Origin of the sequence: Nocardia grenadensis (genome assembly GCF_050942415.1) — a bacterium.
In the GTDB taxonomy this organism is placed as follows: Bacteria; Actinomycetota; Actinomycetes; order Mycobacteriales; family Mycobacteriaceae; genus Nocardia; species Nocardia grenadensis.
Genome location: NZ_CP192054.1, coordinates 2,507,300 through 2,527,982, shown reverse-complemented (window position 1 = coordinate 2,527,982; position 20,683 = coordinate 2,507,300). Strand labels below are relative to the sequence as shown.

16 protein-coding genes and 1 riboswitch are annotated in these 20,683 nt (G+C 66.8%); of the genes, 4 read left to right on the top strand and 12 right to left on the bottom strand.

Annotated elements, in window-relative coordinates:
* Positions 1 to 16: 16 nt before the first annotated feature.
* From ACQPYS_RS11395 to ACQPYS_RS11365, 7 genes are all read right to left on the bottom strand, one after another.
* Positions 17 to 2,245: an ABC transporter ATP-binding protein/permease gene (locus tag ACQPYS_RS11395; RefSeq protein WP_433492557.1), complete on the bottom strand. Its 2,229-nt coding sequence runs from the start codon at positions 2,243 to 2,245 to the stop codon at positions 17 to 19.
* Positions 2,239 to 3,213 (bottom strand): ABC transporter permease, encoded by a 975-nt coding sequence (locus tag ACQPYS_RS11390; protein WP_433492556.1) that lies wholly within the window; start codon positions 3,211 to 3,213, stop codon positions 2,239 to 2,241. The genes ACQPYS_RS11395 and ACQPYS_RS11390 overlap by 7 nt, the downstream gene beginning before the upstream one ends.
* A gap of 3 nt (positions 3,214 to 3,216) precedes the next feature.
* Positions 3,217 to 4,815, bottom strand: coding sequence for an ABC transporter substrate-binding protein (locus tag ACQPYS_RS11385; protein ID WP_433492555.1), 1,599 nt, complete (start codon positions 4,813 to 4,815; stop codon positions 3,217 to 3,219).
* A 21-nt stretch (positions 4,816 to 4,836) separates the two neighbouring features.
* A riboswitch (cobalamin riboswitch) is annotated at positions 4,837 to 5,026 on the bottom strand.
* Positions 4,997 to 5,350, bottom strand: a complete 354-nt coding sequence (locus ACQPYS_RS11380; RefSeq protein ID WP_433492554.1) for a hypothetical protein — start codon at positions 5,348 to 5,350, stop codon at positions 4,997 to 4,999. (Overlaps the previous riboswitch by 30 nt.)
* Positions 5,351 to 5,509: 159 nt before the next feature.
* Entirely contained in the window at positions 5,510 to 6,151 is a 642-nt protein-coding gene (locus ACQPYS_RS11375; RefSeq protein WP_431939023.1) for a PAS and ANTAR domain-containing protein, read from the bottom strand.
* A 115-nt stretch (positions 6,152 to 6,266) separates the two neighbouring features.
* Complete coding sequence (locus ACQPYS_RS11370; protein WP_433492553.1) at positions 6,267 to 6,638, bottom strand: anti-sigma factor antagonist; 372 nt, start codon at positions 6,636 to 6,638, stop codon at positions 6,267 to 6,269.
* A gap of 427 nt (positions 6,639 to 7,065) precedes the next feature.
* Positions 7,066 to 8,988, bottom strand: coding sequence for a hypothetical protein (locus ACQPYS_RS11365; protein WP_431939025.1), 1,923 nt, complete (start codon positions 8,986 to 8,988; stop codon positions 7,066 to 7,068).
* A gap of 434 nt (positions 8,989 to 9,422) precedes the next feature.
* Here ACQPYS_RS11365 and ACQPYS_RS11360 point away from each other — a divergent pair, with 434 nt between their 5' ends.
* The gene (locus ACQPYS_RS11360) at positions 9,423 to 9,893 is read left to right on the top strand and encodes a hypothetical protein (protein ID WP_431939026.1); all 471 of its coding nucleotides are present in this window, start codon (positions 9,423 to 9,425) and stop codon (positions 9,891 to 9,893) included.
* A 165-nt stretch (positions 9,894 to 10,058) separates the two neighbouring features.
* On the opposite strand, the gene ACQPYS_RS11355 is transcribed toward ACQPYS_RS11360, so the two are convergent.
* The 3 genes from ACQPYS_RS11355 to ACQPYS_RS11345 all read right to left on the bottom strand — a co-directional run bounded on the left by ACQPYS_RS11355 (position 10,059) and on the right by ACQPYS_RS11345 (position 13,093).
* Entirely contained in the window at positions 10,059 to 10,862 is an 804-nt protein-coding gene (locus tag ACQPYS_RS11355) for a DUF1707 SHOCT-like domain-containing protein (protein ID WP_433492552.1), read from the bottom strand.
* Positions 10,863 to 10,872: 10 nt separating this feature from the next.
* Positions 10,873 to 11,952: a DUF1707 SHOCT-like domain-containing protein gene (locus tag ACQPYS_RS11350; RefSeq protein ID WP_433492551.1), complete on the bottom strand. Its 1,080-nt coding sequence runs from the start codon at positions 11,950 to 11,952 to the stop codon at positions 10,873 to 10,875.
* Between the two features lie 274 nt (positions 11,953 to 12,226).
* The gene (locus ACQPYS_RS11345) at positions 12,227 to 13,093 is read right to left on the bottom strand and encodes a class II glutamine amidotransferase (protein ID WP_431939123.1); all 867 of its coding nucleotides are present in this window, start codon (positions 13,091 to 13,093) and stop codon (positions 12,227 to 12,229) included.
* Between the two features lie 735 nt (positions 13,094 to 13,828).
* On the opposite strand from ACQPYS_RS11345, the gene nhaA reads away from it, so the two are divergent.
* Both nhaA and ACQPYS_RS11335 read left to right on the top strand, forming a co-directional pair.
* On the top strand, positions 13,829 to 15,139 hold the full coding sequence (gene nhaA / locus ACQPYS_RS11340; protein ID WP_433492550.1) for a Na+/H+ antiporter NhaA: 1,311 nt from the start codon (positions 13,829 to 13,831) through the stop codon (positions 15,137 to 15,139).
* A gap of 103 nt (positions 15,140 to 15,242) precedes the next feature.
* Positions 15,243 to 15,665: an alpha/beta fold hydrolase gene (locus ACQPYS_RS11335; protein ID WP_433493024.1), complete on the top strand. Its 423-nt coding sequence runs from the start codon at positions 15,243 to 15,245 to the stop codon at positions 15,663 to 15,665.
* Between the two features lie 121 nt (positions 15,666 to 15,786).
* Here the strand turns inward: ACQPYS_RS11335 and ACQPYS_RS11330 are convergent, their stop codons facing one another.
* On the bottom strand, positions 15,787 to 17,229 hold the full coding sequence (locus ACQPYS_RS11330) for a sodium/glutamate symporter (protein ID WP_431939030.1): 1,443 nt from the start codon (positions 17,227 to 17,229) through the stop codon (positions 15,787 to 15,789).
* A gap of 915 nt (positions 17,230 to 18,144) precedes the next feature.
* On the opposite strand from ACQPYS_RS11330, the gene ACQPYS_RS11325 reads away from it, so the two are divergent.
* On the top strand, positions 18,145 to 19,530 hold the full coding sequence (locus ACQPYS_RS11325) for an alanine/glycine:cation symporter family protein (protein WP_063036156.1): 1,386 nt from the start codon (positions 18,145 to 18,147) through the stop codon (positions 19,528 to 19,530).
* Positions 19,531 to 19,706: 176 nt separating this feature from the next.
* Here ACQPYS_RS11325 and ACQPYS_RS11320 read toward each other — a convergent pair whose 3' ends face one another.
* Positions 19,707 to 20,681, bottom strand: coding sequence for a fused (3R)-hydroxyacyl-ACP dehydratase subunits HadA/HadB (locus tag ACQPYS_RS11320; protein ID WP_433492549.1), 975 nt, complete (start codon positions 20,679 to 20,681; stop codon positions 19,707 to 19,709).
* Positions 20,682 to 20,683 lie beyond the last annotated feature (2 nt).

The window sequence follows — 20,683 nt, the reverse complement described above, 5'->3', positions numbered from 1 at the left end:
CGCGACCGGATGGGTATCAACCGGCCGCATGCGCGTTCACCTCCCGCACTGTGGGGTCCGGGTCGTCCAGATCGAGGACGACATCGGCCAGCTGGTCCAATACCGTGCTCTGGTGACTGATGACCAGGAGTGCGGGCCCGTTGCGGCGTAGCCGGTCGAGCAGGTCGATCACTGTCTGCTGGGACTTCGCGTCGAGTGAGGCGGTGATCTCGTCACAGATCAGGACCTGTGGGTCGGCGGCCAGGGCGCGGGCGAGAGCCGCCCGCTGCTGTTGCCCGCCGGAGAGTTCACCGGGCCGGCGAGAGGCCAGGTCCGGGTCCAGGCCGACCTCGGTCAGCAGGCGGGTCACCTCGAGCTCGGCTGTAGCGGAACCCATTCCGCGTAGCAGGGTCAATGGCCGGCGGATCTGGGCGCCGACGCGGTGCGCCGGGTTCAGCGCGGTGGCGGGGTTCTGCGGGATCAATTGCACTGCGCGACGCTGCGGTCGCGTGCGTTCGTCGATGCGGGGCGGCAGGACTGTCCCGCCCAGTCGGATGGTCCCGCCGGCTGCCGGGTGCAGGCCGGTCACCGCCCGGGCCATGGTGGTCTTACCCGCTCCGGAAACCCCGGTAAGCGCGAGGCAGGAACCGGGCACCAGGTCGAAGGAAATACCGTCGACGACCGTCCGCGACCGGTACGCGACCGTGAGCGCTTCCACCCGCAGAATCGGCTCCTGGTCGCAGAGCTGCGGTTTCCGCATCGTGACCGCCGGTGCCCGGCTGTCGGAGCTGTGTATCGGCCGGTACGACATCACCCGGCCGGCGTCCAGTTCGAGCACATCCTCGACGAGCGGTGTGATGCCGGGTAGATCGTGTGTGACGATTACGAATGCGGTGGCCGCGTCCCGGCGTACCGCGCCCAGCATCCCGACGAGATCGGCGCGGGCACGCCGGTCGAGTCCGGTCGTGGGTTCGTCCAGGACCACCACCGCGGGATCGCCGATCATCGCCATGGCCAACAGGACTCGCTGCTGCTGGCCCCCGGACAACTCGTGCGGGAACCGGCGTCGGAACGCGCGGTCGGTGGGCAAGCCCACGCGGCGCAGGGCGGCTGTCACCTCGTCGCCGGTCCCTTTGACACCGCTCGCCCGGATGATCTCGGCGATCGAGGTGCCGATCCGCAGCGCCGGGTTGAGCCCGGTTGCCGGATCCTGCGGGACGAACCCGACCGACCGCTGGTGTCTCCCGCTCCGGCCGATGGTGGCCGTGCCCGAGGCCCACAGTCCGGGCGGCAGCGCGCCGAGCACGGCCGAGACGAAGGTCGTTTTCCCAGCCCCGGACGGTCCGATGACCGCGAGCCCTCGCCCCGGGGCCAAGCACACCGAAACATCCTCGAGCAGCAGACGCCCGGCGTCGGTTCGGACGGTGAGCTGCTCGGTCCGCAATCCTTCTCCGGCGTCCGGTGCCGGTGTGGCCGTGGCGTTCCGGCGGCGGGGTGGAGCGAGTACCCGGTCGCTGAGCATATTGACCGAGACCACCAGCACCATGATCAGCAACGCCGGGGCGAGTACGGACCACGGTTGCGTACCGAATCCCGGGCGATTCTCGGTGACCATCAGCGCCCAGTCCGGCGCCGGCGGGCGCAGGCCGAGTCCGAGGAAACCACCCACCGCCACGATCGAGATAACCCCGGACAGCCGCACCCCGGCGTCCGCCAGTAGCAACCCGCGCAGGTTGGGCAGGATCTCGACCACGGCGATCCGCCACAGCGGTTCACCCCGGGCCCGAGCCGACTCCACATAGCCCGTACTCGCGATATCGTGCACCGCGGTGCGGACGATCCGCGCGATCCACGGCACCGCGGCCAGCGCGGAGGTCAGCAATACGGCCGGCGCCCCCGGCCCGAGCGCGGTGGCCGTCACCGCCAGCACCAGGAACCACGGGATGATCACGATCGCGTCCACCGGCCGCATGATCCATGGATCCGCGCGTGGCCGCAGGCCTGCCGACAGACCCAGTGCCAGGCCCAGCGCGTAGGCGATGATCAGCGATATCGCCGAGATGGCGACCAGCGACCAGCCGCCGTGCAATAGGCGGGACAGAACATCACGGCCCACGACATCGGTACCGAGCAGATGCCCCGGACCCGGTGAACGGTACGGTCGCGCGACCGAGGCCGTGGGCGAATACGGGGCGAAGAACGGTCCGAGCGCGACCACACCCAGAATCCCGAGGAGAACCAGCGCCCACCCGGTCTTCCTCACCATCGCCCCGCCCCCACCAGTGTTCGAGCCCGCGGGCTGATCAGTAGGGCGAGCAGGTCCGCGAGCACATAGACGGCGATCCCGAATGCCGCCAGCAGCACCGCGGCGGACTGGACGAACGGGTAGTCCCGCACCGAGATCGCGATCAGCAGTTCCTTGGATACACCGGGATAGGAGAAGAGGGTTTCCACGACCGCGATACCGCCGATCAGGCCCACCACCGACCCGGCGAGCGGATGGATCGAGGCGGATACGGCGTTGGGTGCGATATGCCGCCACGCCAATCGGAACCCGCCGACTCCGTTCAGACGTGCGGTGCGGATGTATTCGGTGGCCATGACCTCGGCGGTCTGCGCCCGCACGATCCGCGCGGGATGCGGTGACAGGCCCAGCAGCAGACATACCACCGGCAGCACCAGGACCTCGGGACGTTCCCAGACACCGCTACCGGTGGGTACCAGGGAAACCGCGGGCAGCAGGCGCAGCGATAGCGCGGCGGTCGCCACCAGCAGGACACCGGTGATGAACGGCGGCACCGATTCGACGGCGAGCGCGCCGGCGCTGACGATGCGATCGGTCCGCGATCCGGGGCGGGCGCCGGCCAGCAGTCCGAGTCCCAGCGCGAATGGAATCAGCAGCACGATGGTCAGCGCAGCCAGCGCGCCGCTGTTGCACAGCCGGTCGAACAGCACCTCGGCGACCGGACGACCCGAGATCAGCGAATCACCGAGGTCGCCGCGCAGAAAACCGGCGACCCATTCGGCGAACCGGACCGGCGCCGGCCGATCCAACCCGAGCTCCGCGCGCAACGCCGCCAGCTGTTCCGGGGACGGATCGCCCGCACCCTGCCGCGACAGCATGACGACCGCCGCATCCGAATCCAGCAGTTCGAACAGACCGAAGACCAGCACAGCGACCATGGCCAGGACGCCCACCCCGGCACCGACACGGCCGACGAAATACCGCAGCACGCGTCACTCCTGCGAAGTCAGCCAGGTGGTGGCGTAGTTCGCCCAATCGTCGGTGCCCGGGACCCCGGCGCGCATCCCGCCCACCGTGTTACGGGCGGCGTCGGGCCGTTTGGCGAAGCTGTGCAGGATGAGACCGCCCTCCCGCCACAGCTCGTCCTGTAGTTCGAAGTACAGTTCGCGGCGCCGGTCGGGGTTCATGGCGGCTCGGGCCCGGGCGAATTTCGCGTCCCACGCGGGCCGCCGCCAGGCCGTGCTGTTGCTCGGCGAGCTACTGGTACCGGTCTGCCCGTAGAAATAGTCGAGGCTGTAGTTCCACCAACCCACATGGGTCAGCGCCCGTTTACCGGAGACCTGGGAGAAGTAGGTATCGGCGGGGGCGGATTCGAGCCTGATGGTGATCCCCGCGGCCTTGGCCTGCTCGGCGTAGAGGGTCGCCGACTCCACCATTCCCGGCGTGGCATCGGCGGTGACGAGGGTGACCTCGAGGTTTTCCTTCCCGGCGGCCCGCAGCAGTTCCCGGGCACGTTGCGGGTCGTAGCTGCGCTGCGGCAGGGTGTCGTTGTAGTACGGCGCCCCTTTCCCGTAGAGATCGTTGCCGACCTCGCCGTACCCGTAGTAGACGGCATCGACCATCGCCTCCCGGTCCACGGCCAGCCGCATCGCCTGCCGGACCCGCACATCGTCGAACGGAGCCAGATCGGTGCGCATCTGGAGACACCCCATCAGCCCTTCGGGCGGAACGTACACCGTCGCGGCGGGGTCGTTCTCCAGGCTCCGGGCCTGCAGGTAGCTCATTTCGTGCACCACTTCGCCCTCACCGGAGAGGAAGGCGTTCATCCGGGCCTCGGTCTCGGCGATCTGGATGATCTCGACCTCGTCCAGCAGCGCGGGTCCGTCCCGATAACGGTCGTTGCGGCGCAGCAGCGTGCGGTCGCCCGGGGACCAGTGGGCCAGCGCGAACGGCCCGGTGCCCACCGGCAGAGTCCGCTGGTCGAACTCCGTGGTGCCGTCCTTGACGACGTAGCAATACCATCCCGCGAGCACCGACCCGAAATCCGCGATGGGTGTTTTCATGCCGACGAGAATGTCGAGCTCACCGTCCGCCTTGGTGCGCGCCATATCGACCATCGCCAGGTCACCGGCCGAGGCCCGCGCCGGATCGAGCATCCGCTCGAAGCTCCACAATACATCGCGGGAGGTCAGCGGAGTGCCGTCGCTGAACACCACACCCGGCCGCAAACCGATCCGCCAGACGCTGCCGTCGGCATTCGGTTCCAGTGCCCGGGCCAGGCGGTACCGCAGGGTGAGGTCGTTGTTGTAGGCGACCAGCTTGTCCCAGACGTTCTTCGATACCGCGCCGCCGGCCGAACTGCCCGCCTCGTGCGGGTCCAGCGCGTCGGAGGTCGCCGACCGCCCTGCGATCAGCGAGCGCAGTCTGCCACCCTGCTGCGGTGGACCGGACGCGGGCCCGGAAGGTCCGGTGCCCGTACCACAGCCGGTGAGCAGTGGGAGGCCGACCGCGGTGAGCCCGAACATGCCGGCCGCGCCGGCCAGCAGTCGTCGGCGGCCGAGCACAGGCCGGCCGGTTGTGGAGTTGTTCATCGCCATCCTCGTGGGGTGTCACCCGGTAGTGCAGGCGCAGGTGTCCTGGCTCCCGGATCAACACATCCCCGCCGGCCTTCCAACCTGGGTAGGTCGTGGCCACATATGGCGGATCGCTCCCCGGTGACAGTTGCGGGACAGCCCCGGATTCGCACCGGTGTTCCCTGCACCTCGGATGACGTTACCGGGTACTTATCCGGCTCGGGGCACGCCGGCCCAGAGAACCCAACGCGATCGCCTGCCGACGCGGATTCCGGGTGGTGCCGCCTCCGGGCGTGGCGCTCAGCCGCAGGATGACCAGCGTCACGGCTATACCCGCGGTGATCAGGGCGACGGACCTGATCACAGCTACCAGAGAGTGCGATATACCGGCGACCGCACCGGCCAGCAACATCGTGGTGATCAAAGCCAGGATCAGGGTGCCCCGATCGGTGGTCGCCGGCCAGGAATCTCGGCTGCGCGCGTGGGATACCGCGGCCCATGACCGACCGGATCGGGCCGATATCGGTGTCGACAGCGCTGCGTATCGAGCCATAGCCGAGCCTTCCGCGCGTCCGCCCTTCGTCGGGTAGACCTACCGGCTCACTCCGACCAAGCGCCGAGCTGCACGTCCGAACCACTTCGCCTGAACCGATCCTAACCCCCGCGCGGAGCGGTGCACACCGGTTCTTACGCGGCCCGCGTGCGGGCGGTATCAGCGAGTCCGGTGTTCGTGTGCGGTGAGCAGCAGGTGGTCGAAGCGGGTGCGGGTCTGCACCGCCACGCCACCGAACTCGGTGAGGCCGGTGACGAGGTTCTCGGCCAGGACCCGCAGCTTGGTGTTGGTTTCCTGTGACCGCCACACCAGCACATCGAATGCTTTCTCGGGCGGGATCGCATACATCGCCATCACCGCGCCCTTGGCCTGTTCGATCACCGAGCGTGCTTCGACGATCTCGGGCATCGTCTCGTCGATCACCTGGGTGCGGATGCTGGCCGCGGTGTCGGAGACATCGATGTAGAAGCCCATGGTGCCGATCGAGGCACCGGACCCGTCACGCATCTGATCGCTCACCACCAGGACATGGTGCTCGGCGCCGTCGATGTCGAGGATGCGGTGCCGGGAACAGTAGGGCCGACCGGCGTCCACGACCGCCGACAGCACGTCGGCGACCTGATCCCGATCATCGGGGTGTTTATGTTTCAACAGCAACTCGATGGTGGGTTCGACCTCGCCGGGGCCATACCCGTGCAAGGCAGCGACCTCGTCGGACCACTCCCAGCGCTGCCCGTCGGCATAGAACCAGAAACCCCCCACACGCTGCGGGGCGGGATTGGGGTTCGGCTGGTCGGTCATAGCGTCTTCTCGATCACCGGCCCAGTATCGTCACTACCCCGAGCAGCCGAGCACGCGCCCTGTGCAAAGCCCACCACAGCAGAGGACTCCGTCGGTGGCCGGAGCTACCGGGTGGTCAGCCCTGTAGCGCCTCCTCGACGCTGTGATAGAGCGCGAGAAACTCCTCCAGCCCGGTGACCTCGAGCGGACGAACCACGGGCCGGTTGTGGTCGACGGCGATCCGCAACGGCTGCCGACGGTTCTCGGCAGCCCTGGCGGCTTTGAGTATGGCGCTGAGGCCGTGGCCGCCGAGAAATTCCACAGTGGTCAGATCCAGGACGCAGAATCCACCGCGGGTGCGGTCCAACCCCGTACTCACCGCTTCCACCAACCGATGGGCGGTCGTGTGATCGACCTTCCCACCTACCGCCACGACCGCGACCTCGCAGACCATCCGATGCGCGATCTCCACCTGGGAAACCGACGCCGCATCGTCGTCTTCAGTCACCCTTCAAATCTTATCCCTCAAACGACCAGACTGGACAGCCTCACCGGAGGGGTCGAAGATCCCCGCCGCAGACCCACCACCTACATCGATTACGCCCCGAGTAGTGATCCACCGCCGCGTACTCGCGGACCTGGTCGCCCAAGGCCTCACCACCGACCCCATGGCGAGGAAGATCTTCCCGGCGACACCGCCCGCGAAGAAACACCATCGGCAGCGGGTCCACCCAGGACAGCCCCGCACCGCGCCGCGGGTTTCTTGATTTCCAGGGCATCCGCCCGGGGCCGGCGGCTGTCAAGGTTTATTCGATCCATGAAGGGCTAGTCCGGACAGGCCGGAGGGGGTTGAACAGACAGCTCCCTCCGGCCTGGCCGTCCTACCACGCCGCCGACAGCGGGTCCGGACGTCGAGAGCGGGATACCGGGATGCGTCACTGGTTGAGCGATGCGGTGTCGGGGCTGTCCTGTCGGGGGTGGAGGATCCACTGCTGGTAGGTCTGGTGTCGGAATTGGTAGGCGGTGGCGTTGACGCGGAGCAGGCCGCTGTTACGGGCCCAGTCGAGGAAGGCAGCAGGGCGGTCCGGGAAGTCTGCAGTGAACTTGAACGCAAGCACGGCCAGGAAGAACCGTCCACTCGCGAGCCCGAACCCGGATCCGCCCGCGAGGCCGACCGCGAACCCGACCGCCAACCCGACCGCGGGCCCGAGCGCGAACCCGAGCGCGAACCCGATCGCGAGCCCGAACGCGGCACCGTGGAAGAGCGCTGATTGCAGATCGTTGAGAATCAGCCGCCGTTCATCGATCCCCATAGCCAGCCGATCCTCGGCAGTGGTGCTGAGCCCGCCCACGAACCCGAATATCAGCCCGGACGCGAGCCCGAGCATGAGCCCGACCGTGACCCCGAGCATGAGCCCGACCGTGACTCCGATCGGGATCCCGGCCTTGAACCCCATTACGAACCCGCCGCGCCATCGGGAGCGGGTGGGCACTTTCCACGCAATGCTGTCCGCTGCGGGAGTTCTCTGAGCCTCGGATATGAGCCCGAACGTGATCCCGAACGCGGCCCCGGCCTTCAGCCCGAACGTGATCCCGAACGCGGCTCCGGCCGGGAGACCGAGCGCGAGCCCGGTTGTGAGTGTGATGGCCAGGGCGTGGAGGAGTCGGATGTGGGCCGTGCCGGCGATTTCCCAGATTTCGTCGAGGCGGATGGCGGTGCCGTTGCGCCCGGTGTCGCGGCGGTGTTCGAGATGCCGAGCAAGGGTGCGCAGCCATTTCTCGACATTGTCGGGGGTGTAGTCGCGAAAGCGCTCGGTGTCGTCGGTGCCGGCGATCGCCGCGGGGATCTGGGCGGCGAACAGCCTGTCGCGCACAGCCTCGGGGGTAGGGCAGTCGAGCAGTGCGGCAGCGGTGGTCGGGTCGCGGTGCAGGGTGTGGGCGGTCAGGCCGAGCATCCACGGGTTGCGCAGAGTCACGGCCAGAGGGCTGTCGGCGCGCTCGGGATCGGCGTGTTCGCGCAGGTGGGTATTGATCTTGTCCCATGCGGGGTGGGTGGCGCCGATCCGGTGCTGATAGCTGGTGAGGTAGTCGGCGGGCTGACCACTGGAAAGCGGGGCGAGGGTGACCGTGACCGCGCCGTGCAAGCCGTTATCGCTCCCGGCCTGTTCGAGGTGGTCGAATTCGATGCTCCGGCACAGCACCACCACGGGACGGTGTGCCCATTCGCGTTCGTTGAGCCGGTCCAGCAGCGCTCGGGCGCGTTTCCCGTCGGTGGTCTCGTCGTCCATTTCGTCGAGGCCGTCGAGCAGGGGCAGGATCATCCCGGCCCTGACCATCTCGGCGCCCAGGATGCTCGGCAGCTGGTGGTCGAGCTTCAGGCGGCTCACCAGCCAAGTGGAGAACTCCTGTCCACCGTCCCATCCGGCGGTGTTGAGCCGCACCGGTACCGGTTCGGCGGCACGGCGGGACTCGGGGTCGAGTTCGCGGCGGCGTTGGATCAGACCACCGACGAGGTAAGTGGCGGCCACTGTCTTGCCGGCGCCCGGATCGCCGAGCACGACCATCCGCCGCGGTTGGTCGAGCAGGTCGAAGTAGTGGGAGATGTCATCGACCTCGGCCGAGTCGATCACCTCCCCGGGCTGCGCGTGGTCGGCAGCGGTGAACGTCACGGGCATGAACGAGCCCGGCTTCGCGCGCAGCTCCTGCTGCAGCTTGTCCTCGGCCCTGCCCACCGCCGAAGCGAGGTCGTCGGCGCGCTGCGCCAACGCACGCGAGTGCTTCTCCGGCCGCCAGCGCCGATAGAGCCATACCGCAGGTCTGATCAATCCTGGAAGCACGCGTACAGCTGCGGTCTCCATCCCGGTCACCCGTAACAGCTTGCCACCGAGCCGATTCCGATACACCACAGTCGGTCCGACAGCCAACAATCTTCGGCGATGTCGGCCATACCGTCCTTCTCCGGCCGAGGCTATGACACCAGGAGGTCGCACGCCGCTCCGACAACTATCGTCCGTGGTGGCCCCGCTGGATCTGATCGCTCGCCAGACGAAACGCGTCGAACCGACCGAAAACCAGTACACAGCGGCATACGATTCCCGCATATTCCGATGTTGTGACTCACGCGTACAGTGTGTCGGGCCGACCAGCTCGACAGGCTTGGCCGAGCACATGGGCCGATCGGTCTGCGCATGCTTGAGCCGACCGTCGATTGCGGGATCGCGATCACGTATGGACGGATCGAACTGCTGACCGGCCCGCTGGAGTTGTCCGTTACCGATCAGGAGGTTCCCCTGTGCCCAATCGTGCTCGACTCTTCGCGATCTCGACGATCGCACTACTCACCACCGCGACGGTGGCATCGACCGCAGGACCCGCCGATGCCGAGGTGCTGGACGAACTGACAGCAGTCGACAACTCCGAATACCTCGTCCGGAGTGCGGACCACGATGCGACGGTGTTCTTCCGCACCCCGGACGGACGCCACTGCGCGATTTATCTCGACGGATTGTCCGGATGCGACGCCGTGCCGGCCGATGCGCCCGCAGGCACGAATCAGGTACGCGTTTCCGGCGACGAAATGGCCCGGTACGTCACCTCCGATTCGCCCACGTTCACGTATCCGGGCGGAGCAAAAGTCCTGCCGGAGGGGCGCAAGACCTCCCTGGGTTACACCACCTGCGGCGTCGGCTTCCAAGGCACGGTCACCTGCGAAATCCTCGAACACGGGTTCACCATCGCCGGAAACTACGGAGTCCTGCACTGAGACAGCGAGCCCGGCCGGTACCGGGCCACTCTCAACTGCTCTCGGTGCGGGCGGTGAACGGTGTGGGGCGCACCGACCGCGATCGGCCGGGCAGCCCGGTCGATGGCATCTACATGCGTGGCCGCAGGCGGCCGTTCGAAGGGACCGTCATGGCGACCCCGAGTTCTACGCGGGGAACACTTCCAGAGGTGCGCCGTCGAACGAGAGGGACAGATGGCCGGTCCGGCCCGTGGGGTCCTCGACGTAGATGCCGACCACGGGTCCGGCGTCGACCGGTGCGATCAGTTCGAAACCGATTCCGAGATGTTCGACTTCTCCCTGTTCCAGGCGCACCGTGGCCGGTGCGCCCGCCAGTACGGCGGCCATGGTCGTGAGGTCGATATCGGCCAGGTCGATCGGTCGCCCCTCGGCGTAGCTGGGTACCGGTACACCCACCTCGTCGAACCCGCCCGCGGTGAAACGAAAGTTCCGGGGTCTGCCGTTGTCCAGCCGCTGGACCAGCAGGAAGTCCGGGTAGACCGTGGCCGTATCGACGATCGTATCGCCGAATTCTCGGCGATAGGCGTCTATGAAGAACCCCAGCCCGTCGGTGGTGAGTAGATTCGGCAGCGGCGGGGACTCCGGTTCGCGGTGGGTGACGGTGACGGCAGCGGGTGCCGGATCGTCGCGCGCGATGACACCGACCCCGATTCCGAGCACGGCGGCCGCGGCAAGTACCGCCACCGGGAGCTTCCAGCGCCGCCACCGGTGGTTGTCCCTGAGCACCGGGGCATCTGCCGGGTTGCCGGGAGTCTGGAGGTCACGGATGAGGGCGCTCAGGTCGGAGGTGAATTTCGCCCGCATCGCCGACCGGGTGCGGGCGGTGTGCTCGTCGGTGCGCAGTTGTCCGTCCGCGAGCGCCGCGTCCAGGATTGCGCAGACCTCGACGCGATCACGGTCGCGCGCCCTGACCTGCTCTTTCCTCGCCATTACCCGATCCTCATCCCTCGAACGACCAGACCCGCAGCACATCGCCGGCCGGACCGACCAGTAGCCGCCCGCTCTCGTCGAACGAATTGCGGACATAAATACTGAGCGCGGGCATTCCGTCGTATGGAGGGAAGGTGTGGATCTCGTAACCCATATGGGTGACCACGCCGTCGGGGACCCGCACGATCGCCGGGGCATCGACCAGCACGCGACCGATCACCTCGGTGTTCAGAGCCCCCAGGTCCACGGTCGGAGTGTCGGCCGTGCGGGTGGTCGGATCGTCGGACTGCCGGAAACCGCCCCGATAGTCGTAGGCGAGCAGCCGGTTCGGCTGCCCGGGGACGGCCCGCTTCACATCACCGTGCTCGGGATGCAGCCACACTTCGTCGGCCACCGTATCGCCGAAACGCGCCCGGTACTCGGTGATGAACTGGGCCAGTCCCGCACCGGTGACCAGATCCGGCGGGGTGAAGACCAGAGGCTCGAGCTCCTCCGGCGCCGGGGCCGGCGCGGGCACCGGGGCCGCGGCGGGCGGCGGTTGCGTCGCTACAGCAGACTCGGCTTCGCGGCCGACGAGCGTGTACGCGCCGAACGCCACCGCCAGCGCGGCGGCGGTGAGGACGGCGAAGTAACGACCGGACCGAGCGCCACCGGCCGGGTGGGGCTCGACAGGAGTATGCGGCGGAGCCTGGAGGTCGGCGGTGATATCGGTGAGATCACCCAGGGTGATGGCCTCGGTGAGCAGCTCCGCGGCCGCGCGATACTCGTCCTCGGTCAGCTGGCCCTCGGCGTAGGCCCGGTCCAGTAGTTCGGCGGTGGCCCGGCGGTCGGCGGTACGCGCCCGGACGCCCGGCGGATATCCACGCGGCGCCGACCGCGCTACAGGAGGTCCGGCAGTGGACGAGCCCTGGAGGTCGGCCACCAATCCGGCGAGTTCACCAAGCGTTTTCGCGGCACGGCACCGGGCAATACGGTCGTGGTATTCCGTCGCGCCCAGCTGGCCCTCGGCATAGGCCGCGTCCAGCCGGGCCGCTATTTCGACACGGTCGACATCGCGTGCACGAAAACGACCCGACCCTGCTGTTGACACCGGCGAATTCTACGTCGCGCACTCCTGGCATAGAAAGATTCGCTGTGTCGAAAGGACAGCTGGCAATAGTGCAGACAGGAGTCGTCGCCGGCTATCACGTTTCCCGCGAGTTTCCCTCCGTCGGTGTCTACCGCGACTGACCGCTCCCCCGACGCCATCACCGCATTCGAAGGCACGGCCGGCGTTGCCGGGGCGATCTCCTGCTGGCGGTACTGCCGCAACGAGCGTCCGCAACCCGCATCGTTCGGGGACGGCCATGGGAGTGCAGGACGGTTCACCGTCCCCTTTGCGAAGCGGCCGCCGTCCCATCGAGCTGCGCGAGCGTCAGCGGATGGCGTGGCGGTTTGTCCGAAATCGTCGTCACCTGGATGCGGTTATGGCCGTCGACGTGCAGTAACTCTCCCGACGCCAACGATCGCCACCCCGGATCCTCGTCCGTGCGCTCGCTGGCCACGACCACCGCGGGAAAAGCTGCCAACTCGGCGCTACGGGTACGGATTCCCGCTCGGCCCGCGTGATCGAGGTGGCGTCCGCCGTGCGGTCCGCCTGCCGCGCGCTCCAGCACGAACAGGTCGTGGGTGTCCGGATAGCGCAGCGCCCACAGACCGGAGTCGGTGGTTAATACCATATTCAGGGCATAGACGGGCACCTGGTCCGCGATCCAGCGGACGGCATCGGCGATGCCTGCCGTGACGTCGCCGTCGTGCCGATCGGTGCGCTGTGTGATGAGCGCGAAGAACCGTTCGGAGTCGGTATCGCCGTGCACAAGATCGCCGTAGTCACCGAGCTCTGCATCCAGTTCGTCGAGGCCTTGCAGCACACCGTTGTGGGCGAACAGCCGGCCGTGTTGTTCGAAGGGGTGGGTATTGCGTAGTTCCAGACCGCCGGTAGACGCGTAGCGGATATGCGCCACGAACGTCGCCGATTCCCGTTCCCGCGCCTCACGGGCGAACTGCCTATCCTCGTACGCGGCGATCGGTTGCTTCTCCACCCGCGTGGACCCGTCCGCAGTGAAGGTGCCCAGCCCGACACCATCGGGCATGCGCCGACTCTGTTCCGACAGGCTGTCCGGCGCGTCCAGCAACCAGAATGTGGCTCGTACCCGCCGCGGTGCGGCCGACAATCCGAACAAACGACACATGGCGCTCCCTGATCGGGCGTCGTCCGAGTGGGGCAGGTCGCCGGTCAGCTTACGCCGGGGATGTATTCGGCACCGCTCCGACATCGCCGACTCGGCTGAGCCGCAGGAGTACATCGAGCCACCTGCGAGCAGCATCTTCGGTTGGTTCCGGCCCCGTGGCCGGCGGCACGGCTTCGACCCGAATGCCGAAGCACGGCCCCTGCCCGCGCTGGAGGTAGGCACTGCGGCCGCATGGCGTTCCTGGCCCTGACTTGCGGGCCGGCCGCGCACAATGCCTCCCCGGCCGCGCCGATCCAGCGGAAGTGGCTGGCTCTCGGATTCGTCGCCATCGCCCCAGCCGATAGTGACTCCGGACGGCACGATCGTGCATATCGCGATGCCTGCCGCCCAGCTCGACCTACAATTCGGCGACCTCGGCCGCAGTGGATCATCACTGCCTACACACTCGCCTTACTTCTCCACCTTCATGCTCCACGAACTGGTTCCCTCATCGACCGCTGGCGTAAGCGGTACACCACCGAACAGCCCTCCCCGAATGCATCAACATCACCGTAACGGGCAGGCGGGAGCAGCGGCCCCGTACCGCAGGAACGAATGACCGGGGCGGTGGCCGCGCGGTTTGCGTTTCCAGCGGTCTATACGGCATCTTTACGGTAGGAGAGCCGGGAAGTCTGGTCGGCGTACCTGGTCCGAGCATGGGCCGGGGTCGATGCCGACGGAAGATGACACGCGCTGATGAGTTCACCCCGACCCCGCCCCTCGTTGTTCGCTCGGGGTTCCTGGCCGGAGACCCGGCGGATCACCGCGATCCTGCGCACCGAGACCGCCGGGGGCGCGTTACTGATCGTCGCAGCGGCCCTCGGTCTCATCTGGGCCAATACCCCCTGGTCGAACGCTTACGAGGCGCTGCGTGCCTTCGAGGTCGGCCCGGCCGGCCTGCACCTGAGGCTCTCGCTGGAGACATGGGCCGCCGACGGGCTGCTGGCGGTGTTCTTCTTCGTCGTCGGCCTGGAGCTCAAACGCGAGTTCGTGGCCGGAGACCTGCGCGACCCCCGCCGCGCGGCACTGCCGGTGGTGGCAGCCGTCGGCGGGATGGTCGGCCCGGCTCTGATCTTCCTCGCGTTCAATCTCGGCAACGACGATGCCCTACAGGGCTGGGCGATCCCCACCGCGACCGATATCGCCTTCGCCCTCGCTGTCCTCGCGGTCGTCAGTTCCCATCTACCCACCGCATTACGGACGTTCCTGCTCACTCTCGCCGTGGTCGACGACCTGCTCGCGGTGACGGTGATCGCGATCTTCTACACCGACGAACTGCGTCTGCCCTATCTGGCCCTGGCCGTGCTCCCTCTCGCCGCGTTCACCATTGCGGTCCAGCGCCGAATCCGTTCGATGTGGGTGCTGATACCGCTGGCTGTAGCGACCTGGTGGCTGGTGCATCAATCCGGGGTGCACGCCACTGTCGCCGGAGTGCTTCTTGGCTTCGCCGTGCCCGTTCTCACCAACCGCTCAGGTGTCGGCGACCCGTCGGCGCACGAGCCAGGGGTGGCCGAGGTGTTCGAACACCGGATACGACCGTTCACCGCCGGCTTCGCGGTGCCGGTGTTCGCCTTCTTCGCTGCCGGGGTCACCATCGGCGGGCTCAGCGGAATCGTGGATTCACTCAACGACCGGGTCACGCTCGGCATCGTCGTGGGCCTGGTGGCAGGCAAAGCGCTCGGGATTCTGCTCACGACCTTCCTGACCGCGAAACTCACCCGCGCCGAACTGGATTCCGAACTGAGCTGGATCGATGTCACCGGAGTGGCGTTGCTCGGCGGAATCGGGTTCACCGTGTCGCTGCTGATCGGGGAGCTGGCATTCGCCGATCAGCCGCTTCGGGAAGACCACGTCCGTATCGGGATCCTCGTCGGCACCCTGACCGCGGCGCTGCTGGCCACGCTCGTGCTGCGGGCACGCAACCGTGTCTACCGCCGCATCGCCGAAGAGGAATCCAGAGACGACAATCACGACGGCATCCCCGATGTCTACCAGCAGGGCCCCTGAGAAGCCGGACAGCCCCTCGATACCCGCGGCATACGAGAAAGGGCCGGCGAATGGTTTCGGTTTATGTCAACGCACCCAGTGGTGAGGTGATCGGGTTGGGGTACTGATAGCGCCGGCAGGGCTTACCCGCCTGGCGGTACCGCCCTGCCTGCTCGCGGCAACCGTTACCTGGCCGGCAGCCCCGTCCCGAGACCACGCGATCCGCCTTCTGCAACTGATGACAGGCCCTACCCGAGGTGTCGCACCGCATCTGGTCGATTGGATGCCCCTGGTCGCCCGCTATTGCCGCACCACGCTGGCGCCGGCCCCACTGGCCCCCGCGCTACTCGACAGCTGCCGCTCGACACCCTGCCTGGTGGCCACCGGCGCCGATGACATCTTCTTACCGCCCCGTCGTCTCGAACGCGCCGTCCATGACCGGCTCGGAACCCATCTGCGCATACTGCCGGACTGCGGACACCTGGCCCTCGACGACGATCCGGCCGGAGTCGTGAACCTCGTCGACGAGTCGTCCGGGCACATCTGACGCCGGGCCTCGGTGCAGTCGCGAGTCACCGCACAGTTGTGTCCGGGCAGCGGCGGTGTACACAGAAGAGGTATGCCCCGGCGCCCGTCGCGCGCGCCGGGTCATACCGCTACCGCGAATGTCACGGTGAGACCGTGGCCGGCTCCGACGTAGAAGTGGAGACAGGGCGGCGACCGAAATACAGCAGGCCGGCGGCGAGTGCGCCCACGAACAGCGCGAGCATCCCGGCGAACAACCATCCGACCCCGAAATTGGCGATGATCGGAATAACGCCCGCGGTCACCAGTCCACCACCGAAGAACGGCTCCATGATCAGCTGCTTGTAGCCGAATGCCTGGTAGGCCGGTGTCTTCAGATCCGGGTCCACCACTCGCAGCAGAATCAGACCGGTGGAAGTCACGCCCATCGCCTGACCGACATCGGCGATACCGCGTTCGAACCAGAAGTCGGGCAGCATCCGCCGGGCGAGGAACACGAACGCACCCACTGTCCAGACAAGACCGGTGACCGCGAGCAGGATGAACGGGCCCATATTCGCCGCGATCGCTGTCAGCGACAAGGTACCCAGCGCGGCGATGACCAGCACATCGAGACTGAAACCCTGCAACCGCTCGATCATCTGCACGTCGACGATCTCCTCGCGGTCGAACGCCTGGATCAAGGCCTGCACGATGATGCCGCCGATCATCGCGATCGGGAACAGTGGCACATGCGCGAACAGTTCCAGGCTGTCGGCCCACAGTTTCTGCTCGACCCACTGCAGTCCGCTCAGCATGAGCCAGCCGATCAACACCGCCACTGCCAGCAACCCGAAGTGCAGGGTAAGGGGTTCGATCGAGGACGGGTTGACGGTCAGCGTGCCCGCGGAACGGCGGCGCTCTTTTTCCACCAGCCCCGCTCGCTCGGCCACCGACGGGGTGGCGTCGGTGCGCAACTCGGTGGTCTTACCGCTGCGCACACCCCAGTTGATCAACGCGATCCCGCAGACGATCCCCGACAGGATCCCGACCGTGGCCAGACCGAGCGCAAGGTCCTGTCCCTCGGGGAAGTCGAACTCTTCGAATGTTCCGGCCATCCCCGCCGCGGTACCGTGACCGCCTTCGAAGCCGATCTCGATCAAGGTGCCCGCCATCGCGGGCAACCCGAACACCGGGCCCAGCACCAGAATCGCCAGCAGCAACCCGAACACGTACTGGCCGCTGGCCACTGTGATACCGAAGGTGATCTGCGGACCCGCCACCCGGAACGCCTCGCGCGGCGAGGGCAGCTTGTGTCCCATCAGCAGACCGGCGAACACCAGCGAGATCAACAGTCCCGGCAGGGTTTTCCACACATCGATGATCTCCGGCGTCATCAGGCCCGATTCAGCGAATCGCTCGGTACCGAACAGTGAAGCGATCCGGCCGAATACATCCGGCCCGATCAACAGTGCCAGCGCGCCACCGATGATCGAACTCGGAATGAACAGCTTCTGCGCAAGCTTCCACTTCACTCGAATGATCTTCGCGATCAACATCATCACGCCCAGCAACAGCAGTGCGAACCCGATAACTTCCGGTGACATACTCACCTACTTCCGTCGTAGCGAACCGCCGATACCCGGCGACAACAGGCAATGAATGCGACAAACAACCCAAAACTATGCCGTTGAATGACGGTACGATAGACAATGGCCCGGTAGCTGGTAAATCCCTCTCCCTCATGGGAATACGCGAACGCCCGAGGAAGTGGTGGTAGCACGGCCGGGCACTGGGGTTGCGCTCGACCGCCCGGTACGGCATCTTTACCTGTGGTGCGCCGGGAAGTCTGGTCGGCAATCCGGCCCGGAGCGGGTCGGGCGAATTCGACCATGGGAGCGCTCCTGCACGGTGACAACGCTTTCGCCGACCACCTCCATTCACTCTCCGCGGGTACCGCGATTGCGGTCATGCCTGCGCGCACGGTGAAGAGAGGTTGCGCAGGCGCCCGATAGACATGAGCCGGGGCTCGCATCAGCTGACGCGTGCGCAGCGCCTGGGAAGCGATGCCGGCCAAGGTCTCGGCGACCGGAGCGGGAAGAACGGAAGAAACAGACATGGGTACCTCGATCCCGGGTAGCAGACAACGGGGTCACAGAGTCTCCAGCCCCGCACGGTAGATCGACAGCACTTCGGCACCCCACGGTCGCATTCCCGCCTCCATGAATATCGACACCGAGGACAGCGCCGATATGCGGGCAGTAGCAACACCGCCAGGTCGTTGATCAGCAGGCAAGCGGCACGGGCAGCCGGGTCGCCGCGACGCAAGGATCAGGCTTGCGACGGCAAGATACTCACCGTCGGTGCGGTTGCCATACCGCCGTGGCCATTTGTGAAACGGGGGTCGTCATGCACATCCGGTTCCCATAGGCGAGAATGATCGAGCCATCGGCGAATGGCCGGTGACACACGACCGTGGCGCGTGCCGGCCATGGTCTGTATCGATGAGGCGGTTGTTTCTTATGGGCGATGTGCTCAGCAGCGCCAGTGACTTCATCTGGGGTCCCTGGCTACTGATTCCCCTGCTCCTGCTGACCGGATTGTATTTGACGGTCTTGCTGCGGGGGCTGCAATTCCGGCGGTTCGTACTCGCGTTCCGGCTGGGTTTTGTCGAACGCACCGATACCGACGCCGAAGGCGATATCTCGCACTATCAGGCACTGTCCACCGCGCTTGCGGCCACTGTCGGCGTCGGCAATATCGCCGGTGTGGCCACCGCGATCTCCTTGGGCGGACCCGGTGCGGTGTTCTGGATGTGGCTGACCGGCCTGGTCGGTATGGCCACCAAATACAGCGAAGCGTTCCTCGGTGTCCGTTTCCGACGCACCGACGCCGCCGGTAGGCAGGCCGGCGGGCCGATGCATTATCTGCGGCGCGGTATCAAGGGGCCGCTCGGGATGTTCCTCGGTGGTTTCTTCGCAGTGGCCGGCGTCATCGCCTCGTTCGGTATCGGCAATATGACCCAGGCGAATACGGTGGCGCTCAATGTCGCGTCGGAATGGGGCCTGCCCACCTGGCTCACCGGGCTGATCATCACCGCTCTGGCCGCGGCGGTCATCCTGGGTGGAATCAAGGGAATCGGCCGGGTGGCCAGCATCTTCGTGCCGGTGATGATCGTGCTGTACATCCTGGGCGCCCTCGCGGTTCTGATCCTGCGGTTCGACGATCTACCCGCCGCCGTCGGTGAGATCCTCACCGATGCCTTCACCGGAACGGCGGCCACCGGTGGTTTCGTGGGCGCCGGCGTTGCCGCGGCTATTCAGTACGGTGTGGCGCGGGGGATCTTCTCCAACGAATCCGGCCTCGGCACCGGCGGTATCGCTGCCGCCGCGGCCTCGACCACCCACCCAGTACGCCAAGCGCTGGTATCGATGACCCAGACCTTCATCGACACCCTTGTCGTGGTCTCCTTCACCGGCCTGGTGATCGTGGTCACCGGAGTGTGGAAATCCGATGCCGCTGCGGCGACCTTCACCGCCGCAGCGTTCGCCGACGCCCTGCCGGGTACTTGGGGCAGCGTCATCGTGACCGTCAGCATCATCTTCTTCGCCTTCTCGACGGTCCTGGGGTGGTCCTACTACGGCGACCGGTGTATCGAATTCCTGTTCGGCAACACGCTGGTGCTGCCGTACCGAATCCTGTTCATCGCGGTCGTCTACGTGGGCGCCACCACCGAGCTGACCACAGTCTGGACATTCTCCGATGTCGCCAACGGCCTGATGGCATTGCCGAACCTCATCGGCCTCCTGATCCTGTCACCACTGGTATACCGCGAGACCAAAGCATATTTCGAACGAAAGGACCCGGTTCCCTACGGTCCGGCAACCGAAGGCCTCCGGACGATGTGAGCACGACCCGGCTCCGGCCCAACCACCGCGAAACGCTCCGCGTTCTGGATGATGCTCACCCTGTCCGGGGCCGGTTACCGACCGGAAAGAGCGGGTCAGAGCGATAACAGTTGATACGCACGGCGAGCCGATGGCTCGGCCGGGGAGCCTACAGGTCGCACCGCAGACGGTGTTCGTCACACAAACCCGACGGTCGCCGAAGCAGTACCGAAGGCGGGTGTATCGGAGTGGTGAGCAGTCAGCGAGATGGTGGCACGCATCGCGACCGGATCGATGGACCGGACCACCGCTCGAAATGTGACGTCTGCAGGCCGATGCGCCGCGAGTACGACCGGTCTGGCGAATTGGACGTAGTAGGCGACAACGCGGTCCGCCCTACCCAGCCACTCGGTCAAACAGGCCGCACCGAGTCCCATGGTCAGCATTCCGTGCGCGGCGACGGCTTCCAGGCCCGCATGCCGAGCGGCGGCATCGTGCCAGTGGATGGGATTGATATCGCCGGAGACGCCCGCATAGTGGACGAGTTCACCGCGCGTGAGTCGCACTGTTCTCGGCGCGAACTCCTGCCCCTGGCGGAGGTCGAGCACGGCGGTGCGCCGGACACTTCCTCGCGTCCGGACGTCGATCGCTTCCGGGGCCGGCGGGGTCCGGATGGTCTCCGGTCCGGGAAGCTCCAGCATGGCGAGCGTTTCCGCGGTCAGTGAACTGCCGTGGTCGCGGCCGGCGAGGGTGGTGTGCACGGTTTGCACGAGAGCTCCGGTGTCATCGTGGATGGTGGTGGTGAGAGCGATGAGTTCACCGCCTGCCGGTGTGGACCGGCGGGAATCCACCGTGATGTCGTGCCTCAACCGGTCGCCTGCCGTGACCGGGCGGCTACTGTGAATCTCCTGTTCGACGTGGAGAAGGTGCGCGGGGTCGTAGCCGTCGAGCGCCGCGCGCATGAGCTTCCGATGCGCCGGGAAGGTGACCGCGGAGGCGAAGGTGATCGGCGCGAGCAGCCCGGGATGGCCGAGGGCGCGGGCCGCGGTGTCCTCCCAGTGGACCGGATGGAAATCCTGGACAGCGCGGGCGAAGTCGCGGATCTTCTCACGACCCACTTCGTAGTGATCTGTGGCGGTGTATCGGTGACCGACGGTGGGGTGAGAGCGCATGG

What these genes read in the sequence shown, in the direction of transcription:
- ACQPYS_RS11355 (WP_433492552.1), bottom strand. Translation starts at nt 10,862, where the DNA reads ATGGCGAGGAAAGAGCAGGTCAGGGCGCGCGACCGTGATCGCGTCGAG.
- ACQPYS_RS11395 (WP_433492557.1), bottom strand. Translation starts at nt 2,245, where the DNA reads ATGGTGAGGAAGACCGGGTGGGCGCTGGTTCTCCTCGGGATTCTGGGT.
- ACQPYS_RS11345 (WP_431939123.1), bottom strand. Translation starts at nt 13,093, where the DNA reads ATGTGTCGTTTGTTCGGATTGTCGGCCGCACCGCGGCGGGTACGAGCC.
- ACQPYS_RS11365 (WP_431939025.1), bottom strand. Translation starts at nt 8,988, where the DNA reads ATGGAGACCGCAGCTGTACGCGTGCTTCCAGGATTGATCAGACCTGCG.
- ACQPYS_RS11375 (WP_431939023.1), bottom strand. Translation starts at nt 6,151, where the DNA reads ATGACCGACCAGCCGAACCCCAATCCCGCCCCGCAGCGTGTGGGGGGT.
- nhaA (WP_433492550.1), top strand. Translation starts at nt 13,829, where the DNA reads ATGAGTTCACCCCGACCCCGCCCCTCGTTGTTCGCTCGGGGTTCCTGG.
- ACQPYS_RS11330 (WP_431939030.1), bottom strand. Translation starts at nt 17,229, where the DNA reads ATGTCACCGGAAGTTATCGGGTTCGCACTGCTGTTGCTGGGCGTGATG.
- ACQPYS_RS11380 (WP_433492554.1), bottom strand. Translation starts at nt 5,350, where the DNA reads ATGGCTCGATACGCAGCGCTGTCGACACCGATATCGGCCCGATCCGGT.
- ACQPYS_RS11320 (WP_433492549.1), bottom strand. Translation starts at nt 20,681, where the DNA reads ATGCGCTCTCACCCCACCGTCGGTCACCGATACACCGCCACAGATCAC.
- ACQPYS_RS11325 (WP_063036156.1), top strand. Translation starts at nt 18,145, where the DNA reads ATGGGCGATGTGCTCAGCAGCGCCAGTGACTTCATCTGGGGTCCCTGG.
- ACQPYS_RS11385 (WP_433492555.1), bottom strand. Translation starts at nt 4,815, where the DNA reads ATGAACAACTCCACAACCGGCCGGCCTGTGCTCGGCCGCCGACGACTG.